Source organism: Streptomyces sp. NPDC002104, assembly GCF_053593795.1.
The window spans coordinates 1-16802 of sequence record NZ_JBSFDF010000047.1; the positions used below are offsets into that span (position 1 = coordinate 1).

Annotated in this window: 14 protein-coding genes and 2 tRNA genes; 4 read left to right on the forward strand and 12 right to left on the reverse strand. The window is 71.8% G+C overall.

Annotation, left to right across the window (positions count from 1 at the left end; translation table 11 throughout):
• Positions 1 to 71: 71 nt before the first annotated feature.
• From ACWCP2_RS29880 to ACWCP2_RS29895, 4 genes are all read right to left on the reverse strand, one after another.
• Positions 72 to 145 (reverse strand) — tRNA-Met (locus ACWCP2_RS29880).
• 69 nt (positions 146 to 214) lie between these two features.
• Complete coding sequence (locus tag ACWCP2_RS29885) at positions 215 to 2143, reverse strand: tetratricopeptide repeat protein (RefSeq protein ID WP_450911673.1); 1929 nt, start codon at positions 2141 to 2143, stop codon at positions 215 to 217.
• A 200-nt stretch (positions 2144 to 2343) separates the two neighbouring features.
• A tRNA-Met gene (locus ACWCP2_RS29890) sits at positions 2344 to 2417 on the reverse strand.
• A 44-nt stretch (positions 2418 to 2461) separates the two neighbouring features.
• The gene (locus ACWCP2_RS29895; RefSeq protein WP_450911674.1) at positions 2462 to 5383 is read right to left on the reverse strand and encodes a UPF0182 family membrane protein; all 2922 of its coding nucleotides are present in this window, start codon (positions 5381 to 5383) and stop codon (positions 2462 to 2464) included.
• Between the two features lie 126 nt (positions 5384 to 5509).
• Between ACWCP2_RS29895 and ACWCP2_RS29900 the strand changes: the two genes are divergently transcribed.
• Positions 5510 to 6082: a PPA1309 family protein gene (locus ACWCP2_RS29900; RefSeq protein ID WP_450911675.1), complete on the forward strand. Its 573-nt coding sequence runs from the start codon at positions 5510 to 5512 to the stop codon at positions 6080 to 6082.
• A gap of 28 nt (positions 6083 to 6110) precedes the next feature.
• On the opposite strand, the gene ACWCP2_RS29905 is transcribed toward ACWCP2_RS29900, so the two are convergent.
• The 4 genes from ACWCP2_RS29905 to ACWCP2_RS29920 all read right to left on the reverse strand — a co-directional run bounded on the left by ACWCP2_RS29905 (position 6111) and on the right by ACWCP2_RS29920 (position 9459).
• The gene (locus tag ACWCP2_RS29905; protein WP_450911676.1) at positions 6111 to 7202 is read right to left on the reverse strand and encodes a YlbL family protein; all 1092 of its coding nucleotides are present in this window, start codon (positions 7200 to 7202) and stop codon (positions 6111 to 6113) included.
• Positions 7203 to 7271: 69 nt separating this feature from the next.
• Complete coding sequence (locus tag ACWCP2_RS29910) at positions 7272 to 7484, reverse strand: hypothetical protein (protein ID WP_389435611.1); 213 nt, start codon at positions 7482 to 7484, stop codon at positions 7272 to 7274.
• 127 nt (positions 7485 to 7611) lie between these two features.
• Entirely contained in the window at positions 7612 to 8073 is a 462-nt protein-coding gene (locus ACWCP2_RS29915; RefSeq protein WP_450911677.1) for a molybdenum cofactor biosynthesis protein MoaE, read from the reverse strand.
• Between the two features lie 222 nt (positions 8074 to 8295).
• A complete protein-coding gene (locus tag ACWCP2_RS29920) occupies positions 8296 to 9459 on the reverse strand; it encodes an SDR family oxidoreductase (protein ID WP_450911678.1) in 1164 nt (387 codons plus the stop codon).
• Positions 9460 to 9651: 192 nt separating this feature from the next.
• Here ACWCP2_RS29920 and ACWCP2_RS29925 point away from each other — a divergent pair, with 192 nt between their 5' ends.
• Positions 9652 to 11055 (forward strand): zinc-dependent metalloprotease, encoded by a 1404-nt coding sequence (locus ACWCP2_RS29925; protein WP_450911679.1) that lies wholly within the window; start codon positions 9652 to 9654, stop codon positions 11053 to 11055.
• Positions 11052 to 11576: an NUDIX hydrolase gene (locus tag ACWCP2_RS29930; protein WP_450911680.1), complete on the forward strand. Its 525-nt coding sequence runs from the start codon at positions 11052 to 11054 to the stop codon at positions 11574 to 11576. Before ACWCP2_RS29925 ends, ACWCP2_RS29930 begins: the two co-directional genes overlap by 4 nt.
• A 66-nt stretch (positions 11577 to 11642) precedes the next feature.
• Here ACWCP2_RS29930 and ACWCP2_RS29935 read toward each other — a convergent pair whose 3' ends face one another.
• The 4 genes from ACWCP2_RS29935 to ACWCP2_RS29950 form a co-directional block, all read right to left on the reverse strand.
• The gene (locus tag ACWCP2_RS29935; protein WP_450911681.1) at positions 11643 to 12398 is read right to left on the reverse strand and encodes an AIM24 family protein; all 756 of its coding nucleotides are present in this window, start codon (positions 12396 to 12398) and stop codon (positions 11643 to 11645) included.
• Between the two features lie 17 nt (positions 12399 to 12415).
• Positions 12416 to 13096, reverse strand: a complete 681-nt coding sequence (locus tag ACWCP2_RS29940; RefSeq protein WP_327309266.1) for an AIM24 family protein — start codon at positions 13094 to 13096, stop codon at positions 12416 to 12418.
• Between the two features lie 29 nt (positions 13097 to 13125).
• On the reverse strand, positions 13126 to 14781 hold the full coding sequence (locus ACWCP2_RS29945) for a TerD family protein (RefSeq protein ID WP_450911682.1): 1656 nt from the start codon (positions 14779 to 14781) through the stop codon (positions 13126 to 13128).
• A 139-nt stretch (positions 14782 to 14920) separates the two neighbouring features.
• A complete protein-coding gene (locus ACWCP2_RS29950; RefSeq protein WP_450911683.1) occupies positions 14921 to 15562 on the reverse strand; it encodes a M48 metallopeptidase family protein in 642 nt (213 codons plus the stop codon).
• A 133-nt stretch (positions 15563 to 15695) separates the two neighbouring features.
• On the opposite strand from ACWCP2_RS29950, the gene ACWCP2_RS29955 reads away from it, so the two are divergent.
• Positions 15696 to 16802 carry a ThiF family adenylyltransferase gene (locus tag ACWCP2_RS29955; RefSeq protein ID WP_450911684.1) on the forward strand — a complete coding sequence of 369 codons (1107 nt, stop codon included), beginning with the start codon at positions 15696 to 15698 and terminating at the stop codon, positions 16800 to 16802.

Sequence of the window (16802 nt, forward strand, 5' to 3'; positions counted from 1 at the left end):
TCGCTTTCGCTTGCGCCTTCACAAACGACGTTAGCCCCGGATCAAGGGGATCCGGGCCTTCGGTTCTTCAGTAGCGGGGACAGGATTTGAACCTGCGACCTCTGGGTTATGAGCCCAGCGAGCTACCGAGCTGCTCCACCCCGCGTCGGTAAACCTGACTCTACGCGAGCACGGCGAGCAGATGCAAATCGGTTAACGGGCGGGGCCGAGCCGGTCAGGCCGAGAGTTCCTCGGCCAGCGCGTCGCGCAGCCGGGCCGCCCGCTCGGAGACCTCCGCGGGGCCCAGTTCCATGGCGCGCACGCACCACTTCTGGCCCTCCGTCAGGTCTCCCTGCCGGGCCGCGAGCAGGCCGAGGCGCAGCGCCGCCCGCCCGTGTCCGGCCACCGCGGCGCGGGTCCACCACAGGGCCGCCTCGGGCTCGTTGCCCTCGCGCGCCAGCAGCAGCCCGAGGTTGAAGGCTCCGTTGCGCGAGCCGGCCTCCGCCGCCTCCCGGTACCAGCGGGCCGCGGCCCGCAGCTCGCCCCGCGCGGCGGCCAGCATCCCGACCCGCACCTGGGCGCGGCGGTGCCCCAGCTCCGCGGCCCGCTCGTACCACTCCTCGCTCTCGGTGCGCGCGGCCGCGCCCACCGACTCGCCCAGCGCCACCGGCTCCGGCGGCGGGGCCAGCGACTCCAGCAGCGCGGCCAGCCGGAAGGCGGCCTCCGCGCTGCCGCCGCCGGCCGCGCAGCGCAGGTGCCGCTCCGCCGCCCGCTCCTCGCCGTCGCGGACCAGCGCGATGCCGACCTGGAGGGCCGCGTCGGTGTGTCCCGCCGACGCGGCCCGCTCGTACCACTTCAGGGCGGTGCGGTCCTCGTCGCGGCTGGCGAACAGGATGCCGAGGTTGAAGGCGGCGTCCACGCTGCCCGCCTCCGCCGCCTTGGAGAACCACGGCTCGGCGCCCTCCGCGTCGCCGCCCTGCAGCAGCAGGATGGCCAGCGCGTTGGCCGCCTCGCGGTGTCCCGCGTACGCGGCGCGCCGGTACCACTGCTCGGCCGGGCCGGTCCGCTCCTGGGCGGCGCAGAGCAGCGCGAGGTTGTACGCCCCGTTCTGGTCGCCCGCGTCCATCGCGGCCCGGTACCACTTCTCGGCCGTCTGGGTCTCGCCGCGCGCGGCGTGCAGGGCGCCGAGCGCGTTCGCGGCGTTGCCGTCGCCGTCCTGGGCGGCTTTCAGCCACCAGGTGGCCGCGTTCTCCTCGTCGCCGGCGTCGCGCAGCAGGAAGCCGAGGGCGCAGGCCGCCCGGGCCTCGCCCTGCTTGGCGGAGGTGAGGTACCAGCGCCCGGCCTCCTTCAGCTCCCCGCGCGCCTCCAGCAGCGCGCCCAGGTGCAGCCCGGCGCGCCGGTGGCCGCGCGCGGCGGCCTGCCGGTACCACTGCTCGGCCTCGGCGGGGTCGCCCTTGCGCAGGTGCCGGGCCAGCCGGTACGCGGCCTCGCGGTGCCCCTGCTCCGCGGCGGCGCGGAACCAGCGCTCGACGCCCTTGTCCCCGCGGTGCTCCAGCAGGTCGGCGAGGCCGTAGGCCCCCAGGGCATGGCCGGATTCCGCCGCCTGGCGCATCCAGTACTCGGCGGCGGGCTCGTCGCCCCGCTCGCGGTAGTGGCGGCCCAGGGCGTGCGCGGCGGGAGCGGATCCGGCCACGGCGGCCACGCGCCACCAGCCGGCGGCCTCCTCGGGGTAGCCGCGCTGGTGCAGCAGGACGCCCAGGTTGTTGGCGGCCGCGCGGTCGCCCGCGCCGGTCGCCCCGCGCAGGTACGGCTCGGCTGCCGCGAGGTCGCCGCGGCGCAGCAGGAGGGCCCCCAGGACGCTCATCGCGCCCGGGTCCCCCTTGTCGGCGGCGATCCGGTGCCGGGCCTCCAGCGCGGCGTCGCTGGCCGCGTCGGTCAGCGCGAAGACCGCGTCGTCGAACAACTCGTCGACTGACGCGACTGACGCGCCCGACACGTCCGGCGTGGTCGGCGCCGCGGCCGTGGTCCGTACGGCCCGCGTGGTCATCGCGGTCCGCACGTCAACGGCCTGAGCCGCCCCATCGGCCTCCGGTTCCGATTCGGAGTCCGCCCTCACAAACCGCCCTGTCTCCAGCAGAGTTGACCTGTCCCCCATAAATCCCATCGTCGCATCACCTGCTACCCGCGTACACCTGGTATGTCGCAGTCAGTGAGGTCACTACAGCGTTTTGTCGACATGCCCACAGAGAGACAAGTCAAACACGCTCACACCCCAACTCACCCTCCCCAGTGACCGAGTCGGCGAAAAACTCGATTGGGCATGACGAAGGCCCGGATCCATCGGATCCGGGCCTTCGTCTTCAGTAGCGGGGACAGGATTTGAACCTGCGACCTCTGGGTTATGAGCCCAGCGAGCTACCGAGCTGCTCCACCCCGCGTCGGTAAACCAACAGTAGCACGACGCGGGGTGGAACCATTACCGCTATCCGGTGGGCGTCGGCGTGGTCGCGGGCGGTGTCGCCTTCGCCTCGGCCTCGATCGCCCGCTTCAGCGCGGCCTGCAGGTCGCCCTGGGCCTTTCCGTACGCCGCCCAGTCGCCGGCCTTGAGCGCCTTGTCGGCCTCGTCGACCGCCGTCTGCGCATCGGCCAGGGCCGCCTTGACCGTCGGGTCCTGGTTGGCCGGCGGCGGGGTCGTGGTCCCGTCGCCCGGCGGAGTGGTGGTCCCGTCGCCCGGGGGCGGGGTCGCCGACTCGGCGCCGAACACCACGTTCAGCGCCTTCTCCAGCGTGTTCTCGAAGGCCGTCTTGTCCCCGTAGGTCACCAGGACCTTCTTCAGCAGCGGGTACTTGAGGCCGCCGCCGCGCACGTACACCGGCTCGACGTAGAGCATTCCCTTGTCGAGCGGGACCGTGAGCAGGTTGCCGTACTCCACCTGGGAATCGCCCCGGCTCAGGATGTTGATCTCCTGGGCGATCTCCGGCTTGGAGTTGAATCTCGCCTGGACGAGCTTCGGGCCGTCCACCGGATTCTGGGTGGGCAGCTTCAGCAACTGGATCTTGCCGTAGTCCGCGGTCGTGGGATCGGCGTTGACCGCCATGAAGGCGCTCAGGTTGTCCCTGCCGTTCGGCGTGAGCGTCGTGGTGAGGGAGAAGGCCTGGTTGGGATCCTTCTGGCCCGGCATCTTCATGGAGAGGTAGTACGGCGGAACCGCCGTCCCCGCCTTGGTGGTCGGGTCGTCCGGGACGGCCCAGACCTCACTGCCGCTGAGGAAGGTCTGCGGGTCGGTGACGTGGTAGCGGGTCAGCAGCTCGCGCTGGACCTTGAAGAGGTCCTGCGGGTAGCGCAGGTGCTCCATCAGGGCCGGCGAGATGTCCTTCTTGTCCTTCACCGTGCCGGGGAAGGCCTTCATCCACGTCTTGAGGACCGGGTCCTTGGTGTCCCACTGGTACAGCTTGACCGTGCCGTCGTAGGCGTCGACGGTGGCCTTCACCGAGTTGCGGATGTAGTTGACCTGGTTCTCCTGCGCCACCACCGCGCGCTGGGAGTTGGTCAGCGAGTCCGCCGTGCTGTCACCGAGCTGGGTGCGCGACGCGTAGGGGTAGCCGTTGGTCGTGGTGTAGGCGTCCACGATCCACTGGACCCGGCCGTCGATCACCGCCGGGTAGACGGCTCCGTCGATCGTCAGCCACGGGGCGACCGCCTCGACCCGCTCCTTGGGCGTGCGGTTGTAGAGGATCTTCGAACCCTCGCCGATGGCACCGGAGTAGAGGATCTGCGGCTCGCTGAAGGCCAGGGCGTACGCGGCCCGGTTCACCGGGTTGCTCAGGCTCACCCCGCTGTCGCCCTTGTAGGTGGTCTCCTTCTCGCCCGAGTCGTTGGCGTAGTCGAGCTCCTTCTGCGGTCCGCCGACGATCGAGTACTGCTTCGTCTGCTCGCCGTAGTAGATCCGCTGCTCGTACTCCCCGAGGTCGCCCGCCGCGGGCAGGCCCGACTCGGTGAACAGCGGCTCGCCGTTCGAGGTGACCTCGGTGCCCTTGGCCGCGACCACACCGAATCCGTGGGTGTAACGGAAGTGGTCGTTGATCCAGTTGTTCTTCGGGATGCCCGCGAGGTTGATCTCACGGAGCCCGATGACCGTGTCCTGGCCCTTGTACCGGTCGACCGCCAGCGTGGCCGGGAAACCGTAGTAGCCCTTGTTCTGCTGGAGCTGCTGGAAGGCCGGGGAGACGATGTTCGGGTCGAGCAGGCGGATGCTCGCCGTGGTGTTGGCCTCCTGGCGGAGCACCTTCTTGTCCGCCTTGGGGTCCGGCAGGCCCGGGTAGTCCTTGACGGAGGCGTCGGCGACCCCGTAGGCGTCGCGCGTCGCCTTGATGTTCTTCTGGACGTACGGGGATTCCTTGGCCTGCTCGTTCGGCTGGACCTGGAACTTCTGCACGATCGCCGGGTACAGCCCGCCGATCAGGATCGCCGAGAGCACCATCAGGCCGAAGCCGATCACCGGGAGCTGCCAGGTGCGGCGCCACAGCGTCGCGAAGAACAGCACCGCGCAGATCGCGGCGATGGCGACGAGGATCGTCTTCGCCGGCAGGTAGGCGTTGGCGTCGACGTAGCGCAGCCCGGTCCAGTTGTCCGCGGCCTTGAAGTCGCTGGACTTCACGGCGAGGCCGTACCGGTCGAGCCAGTACGCGACGGCCTTGAGCGTGACGAAGAGGCCGAGCAGCACCGACAGGTGGCCGGTCGCCGCGGCGGTGGCCCGCGCACCCGGGCTGGTGACGCGCAGTCCCCCGTAGAGGTAGTGCACGACGGCGGCGGCGATCACCGAGAGCACGACGGCGGCGAAGCCGAAGCCGAGCAGGAAGCGGTACCAGGGCAGGTCGAAGGTGTAGAACGACACGTCCAGGTTGAACTGGGGGTCCTTCGTGCCGAAGGGCACCCCATTCACGTACATCAGCCAGGTCTTCCACTGGCCCGCCGCCGAGGCGCCCGCGATCAGGCCGACCAGTGCGGAGATGCCGAGCAGCAGCCACTTGCGGTACGGCGCGACGCTCATCCGGTAGCGGTCGAGGCTCTGCTGCTCCATCGACATCGCGCTGAGCGGCGGCCGCAGCCGGTGGGCCAGCCAGATGTTGAGCCCGACGGCACCGGCCATGAGGAGGCCGAAGACGGCGAAGAGGCCGACCTTGGTCCACAGGGTGGTGGTGAAGACGGTGGAGTAGTTGACGGAGCGGAACCAGAGCCAGTCCGTCCAGAAGCCGGCGAACATGATGAACGCCATGGCCAGGACGGCAAGCACGCCCAAGGTCATCAGAAGAGTCCGGGCGCGCCGGGACGGGCGGCCGACTCTCATCCGTGGCCCGGAGGGGCCTCCGCCGCGGTCCGGCATCTGGAAAGCCAAGGTGCGCACCTCGAAAGTCGCTGTGTGTAAGTGATGCGATGAGTTTTCAAAGCATGGGCCCCCGATCGTAGGGCCCACTCATGGAACTTACTGAGGCTTTAGTCAGTTCCCGGTATCGGGTGGAAAGGAGGCAGGATGTTGCCCATGTCCAACCTTTCGCCGTCCCCCGGCACCCCTATGGCGGCAAGCCCGCTGACCCGTGCCGTCCTCGAAATCGACGAGTACGCCTCCACCCTCGGCTGGGACAAGCCCGCCCGGCTCTTCGCCCTGGTCGACACGTCCAGGCTGCGCAAGGAGGCCCCGGGCGTCGCCCGCCAGCTCGGCCTCGACCAGGACGACACGGGCAAGAACCAGCTCACCCCGATCGAGCAGGACGAGGTGCCGGCCGGGACCCCGCTGGACAAGTTCCTGGGCACCATCGCCTGGCCCCCGTCGATCCTCGGCTGCGCGCTGACGGTGGAGCGGCTCATGCTGCCGCCGTCGGCGGAGTCCTCCGTGCCGGAGGGGCTCAGCGACAGGCAGCTGGCCAAGTGGGTCGCCTCCCACCCGGACCGGCAGGAGGTGCGGCTGACCGTGGGCGTCCTGCGCGACGGCTCGCGGGAGTCGGCCGTACGGCTGCGGGACAAGGACTCGGCGAACGAGGTGCTGACCGGCGCGACGCTGGTGCCGGGGCTCGCCGAGGCACTGGCCGCGACCTTCCTCGACTAGTCCGGCGGGGACGCCGGAGGGGAGACGGTCAGGGCTTGGCGCTGCACTGCGTCAGCCCGGCCGTGTCCCCCTTGCCGATCTTCTCCAGCGCCTTCACGGCGTCGTCGATGGTGGACACCTTCACGAGCGTCAGCCCGTCGGGCACGGCGCCCGCGGCGGCGGCGCAGTTCTCGGCGGGGGTCAGGAAGTACTGGGCGCCGGCCTGGCGGGCGCCGATGGTCTTCATCTGGATGCCGCCGATGGGGCCGACCTTGCCCGCGTCGTCGATGGTTCCGGTGCCCGCGACGAACTTGCCGCCGGTCAGGTTCTCCGGGGTGAGCTTGTCGACGATGCCGAGCGCGAACATCAGGCCGGCGCTGGGGCCGCCGACGTCGGCGAGCTTGATGTCGATGGTGAACGGGAAGGTGTGGTCGGTCCCGGCCCGGATGCCGACGATGGCGTGACCGTCGCCCTCCGCCTTGCCGGCGGTGATCGTGACCTTCGTCGTGCCGGTGGGCTCGCGCTGCGCCTTCTCGGCCTCGGCTGCCTCGGCGGCGGGCACGATGGTGAACTCGACCGGCTCGCCGGGCTTGTGCTTGGTGACCAGCTTGGCCACGTCCTCGGGGGCCTTGACGGGGGTGCCGTCCACCGCCCTGATGACGTCCCCGGCGTGCAGCTTGCCCTCGGAGGGGCTGTCCTTGACCACGGAGGCGACGATCACGCGGGCGGCGACCGGGATGCCGAGCTGCTTGAGGGCGGCCACCTTGGCGCTCTCCTGCGACTGGCTGAACTCCTCGGCGTTCTCCTGCGTGGACTGCTGCTCCGTCTTGCCGTCCGGGTACAGGTTCTCGTGCGGGACGACGATGTTGTCGCCCGCCGCCCAGCCGTACACGGCCTCCAGCAGGTTCATGTCGTAGTCCGCACCGGTGACGCGGACCGTCGTCATGTTCAGGTGCCCGGTGGTCGGGTACGTCTTGTGCCCCGAGATGTTCAGGACGGGCTCGCCGTGCGAGTCCCCGAGCGTGTTCACGGTCGGGCCCGGGCTCATCTCGGAGTACGGGGCCTTCATGAACACTCCCGCGCAGAGCAGCGCGAACAGCATGAGGGTGGAGGCGAGCATCGTCGCAGTGCGGCGTGGCATGGATCGACAGTACGTGACGGCCCTGACGAGCGGCCCCCGGGGCCGGTCCGTACGGGGCCCGGCACCGCGTCAGACGGAGTCCACGGTGTCCTTCTTGCGCTGTGCGTCCGCGCCCGCCTTGGCCGCGCCCGGTTCGCTCTGGCCCATGGCCTCGCGGAACCGCGCGTAGCCCGCGAGCTCGGATATGTCGCCGGCCGTGCGGTCGCGTGCCGCCCAGCTGCCCCATATCGCCGCTCCGATCGCGGCGAACAGCGGAATCAGCAACCACGCCAAAGACGCCATGGGCGTGTCTCCCTACCCCGAAGTACGTGTTGTTGGTGGCTTCAACGCTGCTGCCCGGGAGGGGGTTACGCAAATCGAGGGCGTGTTGCGCGTCCGAACGGGGCAATGAGCGGGCCCCGGCCCTGCCTCAGCAGGCGCCGACCCACTCCTCCGTGCCGTCCGCGAACGTCTGGTGCTTCCAGATCGGGACCTCGTGCTTGAGGTCGTCGATCAGCATGCGGGCGGCCTCGAAGGCCTCGCCGCGGTGGGGGCAGGACACGGCGACGATCACCGCGAGGTCGCCGACGGCCAGGTCGCCGATGCGGTGGACGGCGGCCAGCGCGCGGACCGGGTACTTCTCGATGACGCGCTCGGCGACGCGGCGCATCTCCGCCTCGGCGGAGGGATGGCAGGAGTAGCCGAGCTGGTCGACGTCCGCCCCGCTGTCGTGGTTGCGCACCGTGCCGACGAAGAGCGTGGTGCCGCCCGTCGCGTCGTCGCCGACGGCCTGGAAGACCTCGTCGATCGAGAGCGGGGTCTCACGGATTTCGAGCAGCCGGATGGGGTCCGGAGCGGCGTGCTCGCCGGGGTGGTCGAAGTGCGGTGCCATACCTTCCATCGTGCCCTAGCCGCTGACCCGGCGGAATAGCCGTTTCACCAGGGCGGCGGCCGAGGCCTTGGGAGCCTTCTACAGAAACGCTCCGGCCGCGGCCGCCCCGCCGGGGGAGATCCAGCCCCTCCGGCGGTTGAGGAGCGGGGGCGGGGCGGACCCCCCGGCCAGGGGGGGGCCGCCCGGCCAGGGGGACCGCCCGGGGCCCTGGCCCCGTACGGGTCAGATGCCCCGGCGGCGGCGCGCGGCGCGGATCGCGGCGGCGGCGCCCAGCAGGGCGACCGTCGCGCCCGCGGCCCCCGCGGCCGTGGCGTCCTTGCGGCCCAGCCGGCGCCCCACGACCGTGTGCCGGCCCGCGACCTCCTGGAGGAGCTCGGCCAGCACCTCCTCGTTGGTCCAGCGCGGCCGCCACCCCGCCGCGTGCAGCCCGCTGACGCTGACCACCCACGGGTGCATCGTGTAGGCGAGGTCCCCCGCCGGGGACGGAGTGAGGCCGATGCGGTGCAGTCTGGCCGCCGCGCCCAGGGCCACGGCCGACGGGAGCTCCATGCGGCGGATGCCGCTCAGCTCCTCGACCTCCTCCTGTTCGAGCCAGCCCTCGCAGCCGACCGCCAGCTCACCTTCCACCTTCTCCAGGGCCGCGTACTCCAGCGCGCTGACCAGGTCCTCGACGTGGCAGAACTGCCAGGTCGGGCGGGAGCCCGCCACCACCAGCAGGCGCGGGGACTCGAAGTAGCGGGTCAGCGCGGTGTCCGTGCCGCCGACCAGGACCGCCGGGCGGACCACGGTGACGTTCAGGCCGGGGTGCGCGCGCGGCGCCCGGCGGCCCAGCCGCTCGATCTCCAGCAGGTCGCCTACTCCGGTCGCCTCGGCGGTGGCGCGCAGCTCGGCGTCCTCGGAGAGCGGGATGTCGTTGTCGGGCAGGGCGCCGTAGACCATCGCGGACGTGCAGAGCACGACCCGGTGCACTCCGGCGGCCGCGGCGGCGGTGAGGACGGTCTGGGTCCCCCGCACGTTGTACGCCGTACGGGCCGCCGGGTCCGTCTCCAGGTCGAGGTCGAGGGCCAGGTGCACCACGACGTCCGCGCCGCGCAGTTTCTCCGCGATGGCGGGGTCCCGTACGTCCAGGAGGTGCCACTGCGCGTCGGTGCAGTCCCCGCGCCGCTCGTCGATCGCGACGACCTGCTTGACCTCCTCGGACGCGGCCAGCCTGGTCACCAGGGCCGCGCCGACCCCCGAGGCGGCCCCGGTCACCGCGATCACGGGGCCTCGGCGCGCGGAGCCGCCCGGGTTTCGCGTCCGGCGAACGCCCTGGGCGTCTTCGCCGTGCTCAGGGCGGTTTTCCGGGCCCTGCTCGTCCAAAGCGTGCGGATCTGGGGAACTCACCAGGCGTCTCCAGCGGTTGTCTTCAGTAGGGACGCGCCGTGACGCGCACCCACCAGTCGATGTCCATCCTGCCGCAGCCCAGGAGTCGGCGGAGCACCGAGCCCGGAAGCGGGTCTGGTGTCTACGCTGGGTGGTGTTGTCGACCCATTGCCCGCCGGCTCCCGCCGGCGGCCCTACGAGCCGAGGAAACCCGTGAGCGACACCCCATTCGGATTCGGCCTTCCGCCCGAGGAGCCGGACAACGGCGACGAGGGCAAGAAGAAGGGCAACGAGGGCGGTGAGGGCGGCCCGATTCCGTTCGGGTTCGGTACGGGCCTGCCCGGCGGCTCCGGCGGCCCGGGCGATGCCGACAACCCCTTCGCGGCGATGTTCGGCTCCATGAACCCGAACGACCTCGGCGCCGCCTTCCAGCAGCTCGGCCAGATGCTGAGCTACGAGGGCGGCCCGGTCAACTGGGACATGGCCAAGGACATCGCCCGCCAGACCGTGGCCCAGGGCACCTCGGACGGGGTCAAGGACGCCAGTGTGGGCATCGCCGAGAGGTCGGCCGTCGAGGAGGCCGTGCGCCTCGCCGACCACTGGCTCGACGACGTCACCTCGCTGCCGTCGGGCGCCGCGACGGCCGTGGCGTGGAGCCGCGCCGAATGGGTCGAGGCGACCCTGCCGGTGTGGAAGGAGCTCGTGGACCCGGTCGCCGAGCGCGTCGGCGCGGCCATGGGCAGCGTCCTGCCCGAGGAGATGCAGGCCATGGCGGGCCCGCTGCTCGGCATGATGCGCTCCATGGGCGGGGCCATGTTCGGCCAGCAGATCGGCCAGGCCGTGGGCACCCTCGCGGGCGAGGTCGTGGGCTCGACCGACGTCGGCCTGCCGCTGGGCCCGGCCGGCAAGGCGGCCCTGCTGCCGCTGAACATCGAGAGCTTCGGCAAGGACCTGGGCGTCTCCTCCGACGAGGTACGGCTGTACCTGGCCCTGCGCGAGGCCGCCCACGCCCGTCTCTTCGCGCACGTGCCGTGGCTGCGTTCGCACCTCTTCGGCGCCGTCGAGGGGTACGCGCGGGGCATCAAGGTCGACACCTCGAAGCTGGAGGACGTGGTCGGCCAGCTCGACCCGTCGAACCCGGAGCAGCTTCAGGAAGCCCTCCAGGGCGGCATGTTCCAGCCGCAGGACACCCCCGAGCAGAAGGCCGCGCTGGCCCGTCTGGAAACCGCGCTCGCGCTGGTCGAGGGCTGGGTGGACGCGGTCGTGCACGAGGCCGCCAAGCCCCGGCTGACCTCGGCAGACGCCATGCGCGAGACCATGCGCCGGCGGCGCGCCTCGGGCGGCCCGGCGGAGCAGACCTTCGCGACGCTGATCGGGCTGGAGCTGCGGCCGCGCCGGCTGCGCGACGCCTCGCGGCTGTGGGCCTCGCTCACGGACGCGCGCGGCGTGGACGGGCGCGACGGGCTGTGGGAGCACCCGGACATGCTGCCGACCGCTTCCGACCTGGACGACCCGGACGGGTTCGTGCACCGCGAGCAGCTGGACTTCTCCGAGATCGACAAGATGCTGGGCGAGGCCGCCCAGAAGCGCGACCAGGACGGCGACGACACCAAGTGAGCCTGCGCGAAGATGCGGTCCTCGTCCTGAAGGGCTACGAGGACCAGCCCGAGCTGCGCGACGTCTACCTGGAGCACCTCGCGGCCCATCCGGACGGGGTCTACAAGCCCTGCCAGGCGGGCCATGTCACCGGCAGCGCGCTGGTGATCGACCCGGAGCGGGAGCGCGTCCTGCTGACCCTGCACAAGAAGCTGGGCATGTGGCTCCAGATGGGCGGGCACTGCGAGCCGGGTGATGCCACCCTCGCCGAGGCCGCCCTGCGCGAGGCCCGCGAGGAGTCCGGCATCACCGCCGGGCTGACCCTGGTGCCCGGTGGCCCGGTGCGCCTGGACCGGCACCCGATCCCGGCTCCGTGCAACTGGCACCTCGACGTGCAGTACGCGGTGCTCGCGCCCGCCGGTGCCCTCGAAGCGATCAGCGACGAGTCGCTGGACCTGCGCTGGTTCCCGTACGCCCAGGTGGCGGAGGTGGCCGACGCCTCGGTGGTGCGGCTGCTGGAGGCGACCCTGGCGCGGCTCTGACCGCGCCGGACGGGCGAAGGGGGGCGGGCCCGATGAGGCCCGCCCCCCTTCGTGTGCGCCGGACGGCTAGTTCCAGGCGTTGTTCTGGTTCTGCGCGTGGGCGCCGTGCTGGCCCATGCCGAACTGCGCGGCCGCGCCCTGCCCGATCTGCGCGTTCTGCGGCGGGAGCGCCTCGCTGGGCTGGACCAGGGCGAAGCCGGTGCCGAGGAAGCTCAGCTCCCAGCCCTCGCCCGTGTTGCCGCGCCGCCGCCAGACGCCGGTGGAGTGCGTCTGGGCCTGCATCTGCACGCGCAGCGAGGTGGACCAGGCGACGATGGCGTCGGCGTCGGCGTTGACGTACTTGTCGGGCGTGACCTGCATCATCAGCGGCTGCCCGGAGGTCATCAGCGCGACCTTGCCGCGGCCGGTGATGTTGAGCTGGTACTTGCCGGAGCCGGAGATCCCGTACTGGCTGTCCACCGCGATGGCCTCGGTGTGCAGGGTGGAGTCCAGGGCCAGCACATAGCTGCTGTCGACCGTGAGGCCGTCCTGGTCCACGTCCACGACGTGGACGTACTGCGCCAGGTTGGCCAGGTAGACCGTGCCCTGTCCGGAGCAGCGCATCAGGTCGAGGCCCTCACCGGTGCGGGCGCGGGCGTTGCGCTGGGTGGTGCTCTGGTACTCGCCGTCGAAGTCGATGATCCCCTGGTAGGCGACCATCGCGCCCTTGCGGGCGAGCACGTCGTCGGAGCCGGTCAGCGAGACCCGCAGCAGCTGCGGGTTCTGGACGGCGTACCGCTCCTGGGTCTGCGCCTCGGCGTGGGCGAAAAGTGAGCTCTGCATGGTGTGTCTTCTCCCCCTCAGCCCCGGGCCCGGAGCCGGTCGGTGCTGTCCTCGCTGGGCTGTACGACGACGATGCCCTGGCCGGAGAAGGCCATCTGGTAGGCCTCCCCGCTGCCCCGGCCGATCATCGACGAGGCCTTGAAGCTGCGCTTGCCCTTGACCTTGAGGTTCGGGGACCAGGCGACGAGCGCGTCGGGGTCCACGTACGTCTCGTCCTCGCCGCGGCCGCAGTCCACCACCATCGGTGTGCCGCGCGAGGTGATCGCGACCCAGCCGGTGCCGGCGACCGACACGTTGAACAGACCCTGACCGGCGAACTTGGCCATGCCCTTGACCCGCTCGACGCCCCACTGGAGGTGGGCGTCGAAGGCGAGGAGGTTGGTGCCGTTGACGGAGAGCGAGTCGTTGTTGAGGTTGATCACGACGACGTCCGCGCCGTAGTCGGCGAGGTAGAGCAGGCCGTCGCCCGTGCACTTCATGAGCGGGGCGCCCTCGCCGGTGAGCCACTGCGAGGCCATCTGGCGGACGGCCGGCGGGTTGGGCTCGTACTGCACGAAGCCCTCGTAGGCGACCATCGATCCGGTGCGCGCGAAGAGGTCCTGGCCGCTCTGCATGGCGACCTTGAGCATCGCGCGGCCGTGGTTCTCCATGCGGGCCGTGACGGGGGTCGGGGCGTAGCCCGCGAGCTGCTGGTTCATAGCGTTCATGGCATTCATGTGGGGCTCCCTCAGACCTCGTACGGCTGGACGACGATGAAGTTGCCGGGGGCGCCGCGGAACTGGAGGTTCACGGTCTCCCCGCTGTGGCCGGGGTAGGCGTTGCGGCGCAGCCGGACCTGGCTGGAAATGATCACCTGGGCGGCCGAGGACCACGCGACGATGGCGTTGCTGTCCGCGAAGGTGGTCGGGGTGACGGGCAGGACGACGGGCACGCCGTGCGTCTTGACGATGACCGTGCCGGTGCCCTGGAACTGCATGGTGAACAGTGCGCCGCCCGGGATGCCGTGGCCCTCGATGCGGCGGATCTCGTGCTGGAGCGACTCGTCGAAGGCGAGGACGTTCTCGGCGGAGACGCAGATGCCGTCGCCCTGCAGCTCGATGGCGTGCAGGTGGGCGCCGTTCTCCGCGAGGAAGACCTGGCCGCGGCCGGTGCAGCGCATCAGCTGCATCTCCTGGCCGGTGGCGTTGCCGACGACGCGGCCGGCGAAGCCCGCGCCCTTGTAGCTGAAGTCGACCTTGCCCTGGTAGAGCACCATGCTGCCCTGGCGGGCGAGGACGGCCTGGCCGCCCATGGAGAGGTCGACGCGCATGAGCTGCTGGTTCTGCGGGGTCCAGCGGGCGCCGGTGGGGGCTTCCTTGTACGGCTGGAGGGCGGCGGCGAGTCCGGCGCCGGCGGCGGGCACCGCCTGGGCGGGCTGGCCGTAGCCCTGGGGCGGCTGGCCGGGCTGCTGGCCGAAACCGGGCTGCTGGCCGTAGCCCTGGGGCTGCTGGCCGTACGGGGGCTGCTGCTGGCCGGGGACCTGGCCGTAAGAGGGCTGCGGCTGCTGTCCGTACGGCGCGGGGGCCGGGGCGGGCGGCGGGACCTGCCCGTAGGGCGCGGGGGCGGGCGGGGCCAGGGGGGCGCCCATCGGTGCGGCCATGGTGGGGGCCGCGTGGACGGGCTGCTGGTACGGCGCGGGGGCGGGGGCCTGGGCGGGCGCCGGGGCCTGGGGCGGCGCGCCGAAGGAGGGCGCCGGGGCCGGGGGCTGCGCCTGGGCGGGGGCGCCGAAGGACGGCGCCGGGGCGGAACCCTGCGGCGGCGGGGCGAAGCCGGGCGCGCCGGCCGGGGCCTGCGCCTGCGGCGCGGGCTGCTCCTCCTCGGCGACCTCGCCGCCGAAGTTCTGGAGCAGCGCGGCGAGCCCGCCGTCGAAGCCCTGGCCGACGGCGGCGAAGCGCCACACGTCCTTGAGGTAGAAGTCGCCGATCATCAGCGCGCGCTCGGTGCTGAACTCCGAGCCCGAGAAGGAGTACCGGACGACTTCCTCGCCACCCGCCACGATGCGGATGTAGCCGGGGCCGACCTGCGACATCTGCCCGGCGCCGTCGATCGAGGCGGCGAAGGAGAGCTTGTGGATGCCGGCCGGAATGCGGTCCAGGGTCACCCGGAAGGACTCGGTGTCGCCGGCCTGCGCGCCGAGCTGCTGGATGGACTCCTCCGGCGACTTCGGCTGGTTGAAGAAGACGAAGTAGCGGTCGTCCGAGAGCTGTTCGTTGGCGTCGAGGCCGAAGCAGCTGATGTCGATGGCGAGTCCGGGCCCGGCGATCTGGACACCCACATAGAGGTCCGTGCCCGCCGTCAGATCACTGATTTTGGCCTTGTGACCGCGTTGGAATTCCCTGGCCATACGTAAGACCGTCCCCCATCCCGACTGTGAATGCGTGCCGCTCAGGCTAACGCCAACCTCGGACATCGGGCCAAGTCGGTACCGACCCGGTACATATCACGAGGTGTGACATCCCGGACAAATAACGGCCAAATGCGGATCATTCCTCGCGGGCGGCCGGAACTTTCGGAAGGCGCTCGGCGGCGACGACTCCTTCGAGGTACCCGCGCGCCCGCTCGGTGCGCGGGTAGGCCTCCAGCAGTTCCCAGAAACGGGGGCCGTGGCCGGGCACGAGGAGGTGCGCCAGCTCGTGCAGCAGCACGTAGTCGACGACGTACTCCGGCATTCCCTGGATGCGGTGCGAGAGCCGGATGCTGCCTTCGGCCGGGGTGCAGGAGCCCCAGCGGGTGTTCTGGTTGGTGACCCAGCGGACCGTGCGGGGGCGGGCACGGCCGCTGAAGTACTGCTCGGACAGACGCTCGGCGCGCTCGGCGAGTTCCGCGTCGCCGATGGTGCGCTTGCTCTCCTGCGCCGCCAGCTTGTCGAGCATGACGCCCACCCAGCGCTGCTCCTCGGCCTCGGACATCCGGGCAGGGATGAGGACGACCGTGCGGTCACCCTCGCGGTAGGCGGACACGGTCCTGCGGCGGCGTGCGCTCCGGCGGACTTCCACGGGGCGCTGCGGTGGATCGGCTGACACGCCATGACGGTACCCGCTCGCCCCGGCGGAAGTCCCGCCCCTCCCCGAGTCGAACAGGAACCGATCGGCTCGAGGTCTGCCCAGGGAACCCCATCCATTCATTTCATATAGCTAATACCCCTCGCCTGTGGACAAACTTCCGCAAGCTTTTCGCCGGGCGGGCAATCTTGCGGAAAGCGACGCACGCCAGGGGAATGCGGCGCGCGAATGAACCGCGAAGCGAAGGAGGACCGCGATGTATCCGAAGGTGAAGCCGGCGCTGGCACGGGCATGGCGGGATCTGCAGACGGTGCAATTCGGGGTGACGCCCGCCCACGCGGTGGTGCTCGGCCCGGTGGACACGGCGACGGGCTCGCTCCTCGACCTGATCGACGGGACGCGGGGCATGGACCTGCTCCGGTCGGAGGGCAGGGCGATGGGGCTCCCGGACGGCCGGGTCGACGAGGTGGTGCGCCGGCTGGCGGCGGCAGGGCTGCTCGACGACGCCACGGCGGGCGGCCCCCGCGCCCAGGCGGTGCGGGACCGGCCGGAGACCCTGGAGCGGCTCGGCCCGGACCTGGGGTCGCTGTCCTTGGTGCACCCCCGGCCGGGCGGGGACTTACAGGGCGTCGCCGCCCGGCGGGTGATACGGGTTCAGGTGCGCGGGAGCGGCAGGGTGGGGGCGGTGATCGCCTCGGTCCTGGCGGGAGCGGGCATCGGCCGGGTCGAGGTGCTCGACGGGGGCCGCACCCAGCCGGCGGACGTGGCGCCGGGCGGTCTGGGCCCCGGCAGCGTGGGACGGCTGCGCGCCGAGGCCGCGCGGACGGCGGTCCGGGACGCTGCCCCCGGCCGCGGGCCCCGGGCCGGGGAGAGCGAGGGGCCGGAGCCGGGGCTCGCCCTGGTGGTGGTCGCCCCCCGCGACGGCCTGCAGTCCTGGGCCCCCGACCCCGAGACGGCGGCCGACTGGGTCACCACCGGCACCCCTCACCTCTACGCGGGGGTACTGGAGGGCACCGGGCTGGTGGGACCGCTGGTCCTCCCCGGAGCCACGGCGTGCGCCGGCTGCATGGAGCGCGACCGGATCGACCGGGATCCGGCCTGGCCGCGCATGCTGGTCCAGTGGCGCTCGGCCCACCGCCGCCGCACGGCCGCCGCCTGCGACCTGGGCCTGTCCACCGCCGTGGCCGGCCTGGCCGCGGCCCACGCCCTGTCCTTCCTCGACGGCGAACTCCCCGCCTCCGCCGCCACCCGCTGGGAGGCCTCCCTCCCGACCCTCCACTGGCAGCCCACCCCGGTGCATCCGCATCCGGACTGCCCGTGCGCGGCGTCGAGGGTCCCGGCGGGGCAGGGGGTGGGGGCGTGA

Excerpts from the sequence above, each read along its gene's own strand:
- ACWCP2_RS29885 (WP_450911673.1), bottom strand. The coding sequence starts at position 2,143 with ATGGGATTTATGGGGGACAGGTCAACTCTGCTGGAGACAGGGCGGTTT.
- ACWCP2_RS29900 (WP_450911675.1), top strand. The coding sequence starts at position 5,510 with ATGTTGCCCATGTCCAACCTTTCGCCGTCCCCCGGCACCCCTATGGCG.
- ACWCP2_RS29905 (WP_450911676.1), bottom strand. The coding sequence starts at position 7,202 with ATGCCACGCCGCACTGCGACGATGCTCGCCTCCACCCTCATGCTGTTC.
- ACWCP2_RS29910 (WP_389435611.1), bottom strand. The coding sequence starts at position 7,484 with ATGGCGTCTTTGGCGTGGTTGCTGATTCCGCTGTTCGCCGCGATCGGA.
- ACWCP2_RS29915 (WP_450911677.1), bottom strand. The coding sequence starts at position 8,073 with ATGGCACCGCACTTCGACCACCCCGGCGAGCACGCCGCTCCGGACCCC.
- ACWCP2_RS29935 (WP_450911681.1), bottom strand. The coding sequence starts at position 12,398 with ATGCAGAGCTCACTTTTCGCCCACGCCGAGGCGCAGACCCAGGAGCGG.
- ACWCP2_RS29940 (WP_327309266.1), bottom strand. The coding sequence starts at position 13,096 with ATGAACCAGCAGCTCGCGGGCTACGCCCCGACCCCCGTCACGGCCCGC.
- ACWCP2_RS29945 (WP_450911682.1), bottom strand. The coding sequence starts at position 14,781 with ATGGCCAGGGAATTCCAACGCGGTCACAAGGCCAAAATCAGTGATCTG.
- ACWCP2_RS29950 (WP_450911683.1), bottom strand. The coding sequence starts at position 15,562 with ATGAATGGATGGGGTTCCCTGGGCAGACCTCGAGCCGATCGGTTCCTG.
- ACWCP2_RS29955 (WP_450911684.1), top strand. The coding sequence starts at position 15,696 with ATGTATCCGAAGGTGAAGCCGGCGCTGGCACGGGCATGGCGGGATCTG.